This window comes from Shinella granuli (genome assembly GCF_004341885.1).
In the GTDB taxonomy this organism is placed as follows: Bacteria; Pseudomonadota; Alphaproteobacteria; order Rhizobiales; family Rhizobiaceae; genus Shinella; species Shinella granuli.
The window spans coordinates 1-10,984 of sequence record NZ_SLVX01000057.1 but is presented as its reverse complement, the minus strand read 5'-3'; the positions used below and the strand labels follow the sequence as shown (position 1 = coordinate 10,984).

The following is a 10,984-nucleotide window of genomic DNA, read 5'->3' as shown; positions in this document are numbered from 1 at the left end:
CAACGCGCTGACACCAATGATGGTGGCGGCATAATCGAGGCGGAAATCCACTTAGCGAAACGCCCGAAGCTGTTCAGACAAACCGAGCCACCTCTCGCCATCTTCTTCGTGCGCGAGAAATTCAGCGCCGCCGTGTCTTCGCCCTCGATATAGGGGATCGTCGATAGCAGGTCGTAAGCGGGGGAAAGCATCGGTGTTCGCCTATCGAGATAGATGAGCGACCAGTTCTTCAGATGCATGTCACCATTACCGATCAGGGTACTGAACACGAGCCGCCGGATGAACTCGGCGACATCGGCCGCCCCCGTCTCGATTCCTAGGACGCGACCGATCATGCGGTAATTACCCTTGTCGTATTTGTGATCGGGAAACACACCGAATATCTGCGCGAAATCCTCGATATGGATCAGTCCGTCCGCTGTGCGGTCAAAACGTCTGATCGCCAACGCTTGCCCCTGCAGCTCGCCAATGCCTTGCGGCAGGCCGCTGACGGCATTGAGATCGACCAGCTGGATTTGGGGTACATGCATGCCCATCAGGTTGGCGATCGTCATCATCGAGAACTCGTTCTCGGGTACGCCGCTATATTGCTGCGACGGCAGTTTCACGATCCACGAACCACCCGTTCCTTCCGCCGGAATGGTGAGTCCGCCGCCCTTGCCGTCGTTTTTGAACGCCGAGAATTTCAGCTGCACGCCGGCCAGCGAAAAACGCAGCGCGTTTGGTCGTGCTTCGATCCCGTCGAGTTCGTCGTCCGGAGGCGTATCATCGCCTTCGGAGGGATGCACGGTCACAGCACCCGGCAGGTCGCGGCCCAGCATCCACAGCAGGAAGAATTCTCGCGTTGGTTTCACGCCGGCACGATCAGCGAGATACCTGCGCAGCGGCCCTTCCGGCAAAAGATTCGAAAAAAAAGGTGGCACAACCATGTTATACGGTCGGAACTTTGTAACCAGCGCGCCGAACGTATCCTTGTAGGAGAGGCTGAGCGTGGGTCGACTTTCGTCTTCAATATAGGCCTCGTTGAAGGCGAAGATGGTGCGTCCGTCCTGCAGGTTGGTCAGGGTCGCAATCAGTTCGCCGTACAGCCTGACATCCAGCACGGTGACCTTAGGCATCTTCGTCCTCCTCATCCAGCGCATAGGCCGAACGAGGAACGGCGTCATCGCGGTCGCGATGCACTGCCGCATTACGCAGGTGTCTTATGGCGCGCGCGAACTCGCCCAGCGCCTTGCTGGTTGGCGGATCATCCTGCCAATGATCCAGTTGAAGGGACACGTCCCTGAGCCTGTCCAGCTCGTCGGCCGATAGCGGCAGATGGCGCAGGAGCGCGAGGCTGTCTTTGAGCGTATCTGCCTCCGAGGAGATGGTGAACTGCTCCCTCCCCTTCGCCAGCCAGCGCTCGAGGCGCCTGACCAACTTGCGCTGCTGTGAAGTCAGCATGTCGCCGGTGACCGATGCACTCCCCAGGATATTACCGATCGCCGGCATGAGCTTTTTCGGTGCAAGCACGATCTCCAGATCGAGCGCGCGCGCGACATCCACGAGGCTGGAAAGCCCCGGCTCCATTGTGCCCCGCTCTATCTGGGAAATATGGCTTTGCGTCAGACCCGAGCGCGCACTTAGCTCGCGCTGGCTCATGTTCCTAGCCTCGCGTACTGCGCGTATCTGCTGGGTGATGTGCTCGGTCTTATACGACATAACATGATCCTGTATCACATGTAGCCATTCATACAGGATAATATATAGGAACTTCTACCAGCATTGACAATAATGATATTCAATAGCGTATTATTCGAGAAATTCATATATTATAATATATCAAATTAGTTCGAGCAGCCCCTGTAGGATGGCCGGGCACAGGCAAATCGACTTTTCTAACGTCCCAGTTAGGGGTCGGAACGTAAGCGTGACGTGATGGTCGCGTTTTGATGCGACGCCGAAGGCCAAGTGTCCACTTAGAGGCAAGTGGACACTTATTGACGCACTTGCGGCACCCAGTCCCAAGGGAGCAGTTCATCGACCTTGTTGGCCGGGTGATCGGCGATGCGGTCGATGATGTCGGCCAGGTAGGCCTGCGGATCGATGCCATTCATGCGGCATGTTTCGATCATGGTATAGATGACGGTCGCGCGCTCGCCCCCCAGCATCCAAGCCGGCGAACAGCGGCGACTATGGCGATAACGGCGATCAAAAGTATCTGGGCAAATTTACGCAACACGACCTCTCTGCGAGCGAATCCGGTGATGGTTCGCAGGCTTACCGCCTCGCCGTGCGGGGTAATACCGCACGGCAAGGCGTAAGGTCTCAGTTCTTCACGGTATCTTCCAGGAAGAAGCGCCCGAGAGGGTTCTGGTAGAAGTTCTGGACGTTCTTGCGCGTGACGTTGATGAAGGGGCTATAGTACAGATCGATCCAGTGGACGTCGCTCTTGGCGGTCTTCTGGATCTCCATGTACATCGCCTCGCGCTTGGCCGGATCCATCTCGATGCGCGCATCGGCCACGAGTTCCTTCACCTTCTCGTTCTGATAGCGCGTCATGTAGTTCATGTTGGAATCGTGGCCGAGCACGAAGGTCGTCTTCTGGTCCGGGTCGATGACGTCATAGGTCCAGTACATGACCGAGAGGTCGTAATCGCCGGCGATCAGCATGTCCCAGCTCTGGCTCGGATCGACCTTCTGCAGGTTCGCGGTCACGCCGGCCTTCGCAAGCTGCTGCTGCAGCAGAACGGCGATCTGCTCGTCCACCTCGTTGCCGGCATTGACGACATAGTTCAGCGTCAGGTCGGCAGCGCCGGCATCCGCCAGCATCTGCTTTGCCTTTTCCGGATCATAGGGGCGCTGAAGCGCATTGTCGTCGTGATAGAGGGCGCCCTTGGGGATGTAGGAATTGGCGACCTCGCCCAGGCCGAACGTCACGGTGTCGACGATCGCCTGCTTGTCGATCGCCATGTCGAGCGCCTCGCGCACCTCCTTCTTGGCGAGCGGGCCGTGCTCGTGGTTGATCAAAAGATGGTCTTCGCGGGTCGAGGTGTCCTGCGTGACGACCAGCTCCGGATCCTTCTTCAATTCGGCCACGCGGGAAAAGGGCACGAAGAGGGCGGCGTCTAGCTGCCCCGCCTGCACGTTCAGCATGCGGGTATTGTCGTCGGGTACCGAAATCCATTCGACGCCATCCAGGCTGACGCGGGAAGCCTCCCAGAAATTGGGGTTCTTCTCCAGGATGACGCGGTCGCCGCGACGCCATTCCTTCAGCGTGAAGGCGCCTGAGGCGATTGGGGTTTCGGCATAGGCGTCGGCACCCATGGATTCGAGCCCTGCCTTGGACAGGATCGAGGCGCCCGGCATGGCAAGCGAGGCGAGGAACGGCGCCGAAAGGGTTTTCAGCTTCACCACCAGGGTGCGCGCGTCTTCGCCCTGCGTCGCCGTATCGATCACTTGGTAGGAATCACTCCACAGCGAGCCCTCGTCGTCGCGGATGCGCAGGAGGCTGTAGGCGGCATCGTCCGCGGTGATGGGCGAGCCATCGGAGAACTTGGCGTCGCGCAGCTTGAAGGTATAGGTCAGCCCGTCCTCGGAAACGGTCCAGCTTTCCGCCAGGCCCGGCTCCAGCTCCTTGCCGGACTTGTCGACGCGGATCAGCACGTCATAGACGTTGGAGAACACCCAGAAATCGATGTTCTGCGCCGTCTTGATCGGGTCGAAGGTCGTCGAATCCTCGCGCCGGCCGATGGTCAGCACTCCCGCCGCCTCGGCAATGCCCGCGCCGAACGACAGGCCGGCCATCACGGCCGCCACGCTCATTTTCATCCATTTGTTCTTCATCGTCTGTTCCCTTCTGATTGGTCTGGATGTCACTTTCGCCTATGCAACCTCCCGTGCCGCCTGCGGCAGAAGCGGCTTGTCCGGGTCGATATCGGGAATGGCGCGGATCAGCGCCTGCGTATAGGGCTCTGCCGGATGCTCGAAGACCTGCGCCGAGGCTCCCTGCTCGACGATATGCCCGCGATGCATGACGACGACCCGGTCGCAGAGGCTGCGCACGATGGCGAGATCATGCGCGATGAACAGCAAGGTCAGGTTCATCTTGCGCTTCAGCACGCGGAACAGATCGAGGATCTGCGCCTGGATGGTGACGTCGAGGGCCGCCGTGCTCTCATCGGCGATGATCAGGCGCGGGTTCACGGCCAGGGCGCGGGCGATCCCGGCCCGCTGGCACTGGCCGCCGCTCATGCTACGCGGTCGCCGCGCGGCAAATTCGCGGCCGAGATCGACGAGATCGAGCAATTCGCCGACCCGCGCCGGAATATCGGCAGCCGGCGTGCGGCCCTGAACCTTCAGCACCTCGGTCAGCATATCGCCGATGGAAAGACGAGGGTTCAAGGCATTGTACGGATCCTGGAAGACCATCGCCGTCTCGCGGCGTAGCCGACCCAGAAACGCGGCGCGATCCTCGCGCAGGCTCGTTCCGTCGAAGACAACATTGCCGGAGGCGATCGGCGTCAACCCCAGGATCGCCCGCGCCAGGGTGCTCTTGCCGCTGCCCGATTCACCGACGATGCCGACCGTCTCGCCCGGCAGGATCTTGAGCGAGACGCCCGCGACCGCATGGACCGCGCCGGACCGTCCGCCGAACAGGCTGCCCGTGCCGGCAAAACGGACATTGACATCGTCCACCTCCAGGAGAGGCTTGTCCGCCGGCGTCCCGATAGCCTTGGGGGCTACCGCCCCTTGCCCTGTCGAAGGCGGCGGCATCGATGGGTGGCTGCCGATGAGTGCCTTCGTATAGGGATGGGCGGGCGCGCGCAGCAGGTCGCGCTTCCTGCCCTGCTCGACGAGCCGGCCTTCGCGCATGACCGCGATGCAATCGCAGGTCTGTGCCACGATGCCGAGATCATGGGTGATCAAAATGATCGACAGGTCGCGCTCACGGCGTATGTCCATCAGCAATTGCAGGATCTGTGCCTGGATGGTGACGTCGAGCGCGGTCGTCGGCTCGTCGGCGATCAGGATCTCCGGATTGCACGACAGCGCGACGCCGATCATCGCGCGCTGGCGCATGCCACCGGAAAATTCGTGCGGATAGGCGTCGAACTGCCGCTCCGGCTCGGGAAAGCCGATCTGGTGCAGGATCGCGACCGCCGCCTTGCGCGCGGCACGGGCATCCAGCCCCTGATGAAACCGGATCCCTTCGGTCAACTGGTCGCCGATCGTCATCACCGGATCCAGATGGCTGGTCGGATTCTGGAAGATCATCCCGATCCTCCCGCCGCGAACGTCCAGCATCTGCGCCTCGCTCGCCCTGGCCAGGTCCTCATCTCCAAGCAGGATGCGGCCGTCCGTGATCCGCATGTTCCGGGATGGCAGAAGGCGGACCAGCGTGCGACAGAACAGGCTCTTTCCCGAACCGCTTTCGCCGACCAGCCCGAGCACCTCGCCCTTGCCGAGCTCGAGCGAAACCTTGTCGAGCAGCATGCGCGGCGCGGCGCCCGGCAGGTTCAAGGTGACCGTGAGGTCCCTGACGCTGAGGACGGGGGCGCTCATTCCTTCACCCCCAGAGCATCGCCGAGCGCATCGCCGAACATGCTGAAGCCGAAGGCGAGCATGACGATGGACAGGCCCGGAAACAGGGTGATCCACCAGGCGGTCGTGATGAAGGGCTGGCCTTCGGCGACCATGATGCCCCATTCCGCGATCGGTGGCTGGACGCCAAGCCCCAGATAGCTGATGGCCGCCCCGTTGAGCAGGACGAGCACGGCGTCCGACATCGAGAACACCACCGAGCCCGCGATCGCGTTCGGCAGGAGATGCCGGAACATGATGCGCGTGCGGCTGAACCCGAGGCTCACGGCTGCGACGGCATAGTCGCTGCTCTTCAGGACGAGCACCTGGGCGCGGATCAGCCGCGCATAGGAGACCCATCCGACCAGCGCCATCGCGATATAGAAGCTGCCGAGGCCCGGCCCGAGAATGGCGATGATCGACAGAACCAGCACGAGGAAGGGAAACGCCAGGATGATATCGACGAGCCGCATGAAGAGCGTATCGACGATCCCGCCGAAAAACCCCGCCACAGTGCCGACCAGCGTGCCGATGATGAAGGGGAAGATGACACCCAGTATCGCGATCTGGAGATCTATCCGCACGCCCCAGATGACCCGCGAGAGAACGTCGCGGCCGAAATTGTCCGTTCCGAACGGATGGGCCCAGGAAGGGGCCTGCAAGCGGACCTCGGCATTCTGCAGGATCGGATCATAGGGCGAAACATAGGGCGCGAGCAGTGCGATCAGCACGAAGGCGATCAGGATCGTCGCGCCGAACATCAAGGCCGGCTGGCGGCCGAGTCGTCCCTGCCAGCCCATCCATTTTCCGCCGATCGTCCGCGCGCTCATAGCTTCACCCGCGGATCGGCGGCGACGGTCACGATGTCGGCGATGAGATTGATGAGCACGGTGGCACAGGCAAGCACCATCGCCACGCCCTGCACCACCATGTAATCGCGCGAGAAGATCGCCCGCACCAGGAGCTGGCCGATGCCGGGAATGGCGAACACGCTTTCGATGACCACCGTCCCGCCGATCAGCCAGCCTATATTGACGGCGAGCAGGTTGATGGTCGGCACCATCGAATTGGGAACGACATGGCGCCAGAAGACCACACGTTCGGGCATGCCGCGCGCCCGCGCGGCGGTCGCGACGTCCGAGCGCAGGCCTTCCACCATCGCCGCCCGCAAGCTGCGCGTCAGCACGGTCGAAAGCGACAGCGCGATCGTCAGGCTGGGCAGGACCAGGTGGGCGACCTTCGCGCCCAGGGTCTCGCCATAACCGGAAACCGGCAGGAGGCCCAGATTGACGCTGAACAGGATGATCAGCATCAGCCCCAGCCAGAAGGGCGGGAACCCGATGCCGGCGGTCGAAATGACGCGCACCGCGTGATCGGCAAACCGACCGTGATTGCGGGCGGCAAGCGCTGCCATCGGCACGGCGATCAGCACTGAAAGCACCACGCTTGCCAGCACCAGCACGAGCGTCGGCTCGATCCGGGTCAGGATGAGCTTCAGCACGTCGATCTTGTAGAGGATCGACTTGCCCATCTCACCGTTGAGCAGGTTTTTCAAGAAGTAGAAATATTGCAGCCACATCGGCTCATCGAGGCCGTATTGGCGCCGGATGTTGGCGATGGCCGTAGGTGTCGCCCGCGCGCCGAGCAGAACCCGGGCAGGATCGCCGGGAATGAACCGCACCAGCACGAAGGTAACGACGCTGATGCCGAACAGCACCGGAAGGAATTGAATCGGGCGATAGAGGACGAACTTGTACCGGTGCATGCTCAACCTCGCCTAAGGCGCGTCATGCGCTTGCCCGGTGGCGCGACAGGAAATCGACCAGCACGCGGTAATAGTCTTCGGGATTCTCGTAGAACGGCATGTGGCTGGAATTGCGCATGATGCTCACTTCCGCTTCGGGCATGGCCGTTTTCATGCGCAAAGCGCAGGCGGGTGTCAACTCGTCGTGCTCGCCATTGATGATGAGCACCGGCGCCTTGATCTTCGGCAGATCCGGCACCCGATTCCAGTCCTTGAGATTGCCGGTATAGAGGAACTCGTTCGGCCCCTGCATGGTCACATACGGCCCCATGTTCCAGTCGTCGAGCGAGCGGCGCACGGGCGCCGGCCATTCCGGCAGGCGGCAGACATGGCGATAGTTGAGCAGGGTGATGGCCGCCATGTATTCGGGGTGATCCAGCGTGCCCGCGGCCTCATGCTTCTGCATCATGGCGACCGTTTCGGAGCCGAGCGCGGCCCGGAGCCGCTCAAGCTCCAAGACGAGATGCGGTATGTCCGCGACCGTGTCGGCGAGGATGAGCGAGGCAAGGTTTTCAGGGTGCGTCAGCGCATAGTCGATGGCAAGCCATCCGCCCCAGGAATGGCCCAGCATATGCACCCTTCCGAGGCCGAGCTCACGCCGCACGGTTTCGGTTTCGGCGACATAGCGGCCGATTGTCCAGAGCGAGGCGTCGTCCGGACGGTCCGAGGCGCCCGTTCCCAGCTGGTCGAAGGCGACGACCCGGTATCCATGGTCGATCAGGCAGGAATGGGCTTCCCGCAGGTAGTCGCACGGCAGGCCCGGCCCGCCATTGAGGCACAGGACCGTATCCGCGCCCGTGCCGAAACTATAGGCCCTGACCCGATGCCCGTCGACGTCGATATCGATCTGTTCATCCGGGTTGATCTCACGCCACATGCCGTCCTCCTGCCACGGCGGCACACGCGCTTTCCGTGCGCCGCCCCAGGCAAGTTTATTCGTCAGCCATGCTTCCACCAGCTATAAGAAATGATAGGTTCGATGGTGCTTCCCTCGGAATGAAGGAGACTGGCAACAGCCATGCTCGACCGGATTGAGATCATCAGGCACCAGTTCGCCCGGCACCAGACCCTCGAGGGCCGCATCGACCATGCCTTCGAGGCCATGAAGGCGCTCGGCTTCGGCGCGATGATCTATGACTATACGCCGGTTCCCATGGGTCCCAATGGCCATATCGCCATCCCGTCCCTGATGAAACTGCGCAACATCGCCAGCGGCATGCAGGAATACTGGTGCGACCGCGGCTATTTCCTCATCGATCCGGTGCAATTGCTCGCCGCACGCACATCGGTGCCCTTCTTCTGGAACTACGAGCCGGGGGCCGATACGCGCATTCGTCGCTTCGTGACCTCGAAGACCGAACCGGTGGCGCGCTATCTGCTCGACAATGACATGCCGGCCGGCGTAACCGTGCCCATCCATATGCCGCATGGCGGCTATGCCACGGTGACCGGCACGCTGGCGCAGGGCGCCACCGCCGCCGATGCATTGCACAACATTGCCGACTTCGGCCTCCTCGCCCAGGTCTTCCACGAGGCCGCGTACCCGGCCTATGCCGATACCGTGCCAGGCCCTGCACCGATCCGTCTCACGGCGCGGGAACAGCAATGCCTGCTCTACTGTGCCGACGGCTATTCGGCCAAGGAGATTTCGCGCCTCATCGGCCGCTCCGTGCCGACGGTCGTCCTCCATCTCAGCACGGCGACAAGGAAGCTGGGTGCGCGCAACCGCGTCCAGGCGGCTGCGATGGCGGTGCGTTACGGCCTGCTCGGCCCGACCGAAGCGCCCCCTCCCCATGCGGACACAGCCGCAAGAAATTGACTTCTGCCGCAGGGTATCGTCACTTCCGCTCCGGTTACGTAACAGAGTGGGGGGCTCCCGTGGCGAGCAAGGTCGATCTTTCATCCCTGAAACGGGCGCTCGAGGCCCTGCCTGGAAAATTCAGGGGGCCGGGTGGCGTCGCGGGCGTCGTGGCGAACGGCGAGGTGCTGGCGCGACAGGCCTGGGGATATGCCGACCTTTCGAGCGGCCAGGCCATGACGACGACCACCCGGCTGCCGATCTGCTCGATCAGCAAGCAGTTCACCTGCGGCGTCCTTCTCGACCTTGTGGGAGACCCTTCCCGCCTCGACGGACGCGTGGCGGATTTCCTGCCCCGGCTCGAAGGCCGCAAGCCGAGCATCGTCGACTTCTGCAACATGCAGTCGGGCCTGCGCGATTACTGGGCGCTGACCGTGGTGCAGGGCGCCCATCCCGAAGGTGTCTTCGGCCGGGACGACGCCGGGCGGCTTCTCGCAAGGATGCGCACCACCCATTTCGAGCCGGGCAGCAGCTATTCCTATTCGAACGCCAATTTCCGCATCCTGTCCGACCTGCTCGAGGATTTTGGGGGCCGGTCCCTTGCGGAGCTGTATGCCGAGCGGCTTTTCGGACCCGCCGGCATGGAAACCGCCCTCCTGACCGCCGACACCAGCCAGCCTGTGGATGGCGTCGTCGGCTATGAAGGCAATGACGCGGTCGGTTTCTTCCCCGCCACCAACCGCATCTACTGGACAGGCGATGCCGGCATCTCGGCATCGCTGGAAGACATGCTGGCCTGGGAACGCCATATCGATGCGACCCGTGACGACGCGGAAGGGCTCTATCGACGCCTGTCGCAGCCCCAGTCGTTCAGCGACGGCACGGCCGCGCGATACGGCTATGGCCTTGTGCACGAAAAGGTGGATGCGGTTGCCGTGACCGGGCACGGCGGCGCGCTGCGCGGCTTCCGCCTCCAGCGCATGCATGCGGCATCGGAGCGCCTGTCGGTGGTCGTGCTCTTCAACCATGAGGCGGACGCGCATGAGGCTGCCCGCATGGTGCTGCAGGCGGCCCTCGGCCATGACGACGAGCCCGCCTCCATCAGCCCTGCCGATCCCGCCTGGAACGGCACCTATCTGGACAGGACGAACGGCCTCCTCCTCCGCGTGAAGACGGACGGCACGATGCTCGACGCGCACTACGCCACCTCACCCGAGCGGCTGCGCCTGACCTCGGGGAACACCGCCGAGGCGTCCTCGATGACCCTGGCGCGGGACGGCGACACCATCCGGCTGACCCGCCCCGGCGAAAACCTCAGCGCCAATGCGGTGCGCATCACCGGCAATGCCACCGAAGAACTGGAAGGACGGTATTTTTCCCGCGAACTGGACACCTGGCTGGAAATCGACAAGACCGGCCCCGCAGTGTCCGGCCGCTTCGAAGGCGTGCTGGGCCGTGGCCCGATGCACACGATCTACCCGGTCGGCCAGGACGTCTTCACCCTCTCCTGCCAGCGATCGATGGACGCCCCCGCCCCCGGAGACTGGACCATCCAGCTCCAAAGGGACGCCGCCGAAAACATTCGTGGCCTCATCCTCGGCTGCTGGCTGGCGAGGAACATCGCCTACGAGAAAGTGGGCTGAACAGTACATTTCTCTGATATGGCAATGGCGCAGCATTCCCCTTTCAGAGCTGGTTCAGCCATCCCACCTGGTCTAACTGACGGATCGTGTCCCAGGACGTGGTGTAGCTTAGACGACCACGGCTCATTCCCGAGGGCCGGATGAGTGTCAGCTTGCTGCTGGCAGGCTGATAAGCGG

General features: G+C 62.6%; 9 protein-coding genes and 1 pseudogene. 2 read left to right on the top strand and 8 right to left on the bottom strand.

Going from position 1 to position 10,984, the window contains the following annotated elements:
- The 8 genes and pseudogenes from EV665_RS31340 to EV665_RS31305 form a co-directional block, all read right to left on the bottom strand.
- On the bottom strand, positions 1-1,118 hold a 1,118-nt coding region (locus tag EV665_RS31340; protein WP_133037176.1), incomplete at its 3' end, for a type II toxin-antitoxin system HipA family toxin.
- A complete protein-coding gene (locus tag EV665_RS31335) occupies positions 1,111-1,701 on the bottom strand; it encodes a helix-turn-helix domain-containing protein (RefSeq protein WP_133037175.1) in 591 nt (196 codons plus the stop codon). The genes EV665_RS31340 and EV665_RS31335, both read right to left, overlap by 8 nt.
- A gap of 275 nt (positions 1,702-1,976) precedes the next feature.
- Positions 1,977-2,166, bottom strand: a pseudogene (locus tag EV665_RS31330) (transposase domain-containing protein); the annotation flags it as partial.
- Between the two features lie 141 nt (positions 2,167-2,307).
- The gene (locus EV665_RS31325; RefSeq protein ID WP_064334896.1) at positions 2,308-3,825 is read right to left on the bottom strand and encodes an ABC transporter substrate-binding protein; all 1,518 of its coding nucleotides are present in this window, start codon (positions 3,823-3,825) and stop codon (positions 2,308-2,310) included.
- Between the two features lie 39 nt (positions 3,826-3,864).
- On the bottom strand, positions 3,865-5,544 hold the full coding sequence (locus tag EV665_RS31320; RefSeq protein ID WP_133037174.1) for a dipeptide ABC transporter ATP-binding protein: 1,680 nt from the start codon (positions 5,542-5,544) through the stop codon (positions 3,865-3,867).
- Complete coding sequence (locus tag EV665_RS31315; protein WP_133037173.1) at positions 5,541-6,392, bottom strand: ABC transporter permease; 852 nt, start codon at positions 6,390-6,392, stop codon at positions 5,541-5,543. The genes EV665_RS31320 and EV665_RS31315 overlap by 4 nt, the downstream gene beginning before the upstream one ends.
- Complete coding sequence (locus EV665_RS31310; protein ID WP_133037172.1) at positions 6,389-7,327, bottom strand: ABC transporter permease; 939 nt, start codon at positions 7,325-7,327, stop codon at positions 6,389-6,391. Before EV665_RS31310 ends, EV665_RS31315 begins: the two co-directional genes overlap by 4 nt.
- 22 nt (positions 7,328-7,349) lie before the next feature.
- The gene (locus tag EV665_RS31305; protein ID WP_133037171.1) at positions 7,350-8,243 is read right to left on the bottom strand and encodes a proline iminopeptidase-family hydrolase; all 894 of its coding nucleotides are present in this window, start codon (positions 8,241-8,243) and stop codon (positions 7,350-7,352) included.
- 141 nt (positions 8,244-8,384) lie between these two features.
- On the opposite strand from EV665_RS31305, the gene EV665_RS31300 reads away from it, so the two are divergent.
- Together EV665_RS31300 and EV665_RS31295 are read left to right on the top strand one after the other, a co-directional pair.
- A complete protein-coding gene (locus tag EV665_RS31300) occupies positions 8,385-9,185 on the top strand; it encodes a helix-turn-helix transcriptional regulator (protein WP_133037170.1) in 801 nt (266 codons plus the stop codon).
- Between the two features lie 59 nt (positions 9,186-9,244).
- A complete protein-coding gene (locus EV665_RS31295) occupies positions 9,245-10,807 on the top strand; it encodes a D-aminopeptidase (protein ID WP_133037169.1) in 1,563 nt (520 codons plus the stop codon).
- Positions 10,808-10,984 lie beyond the last annotated feature (177 nt).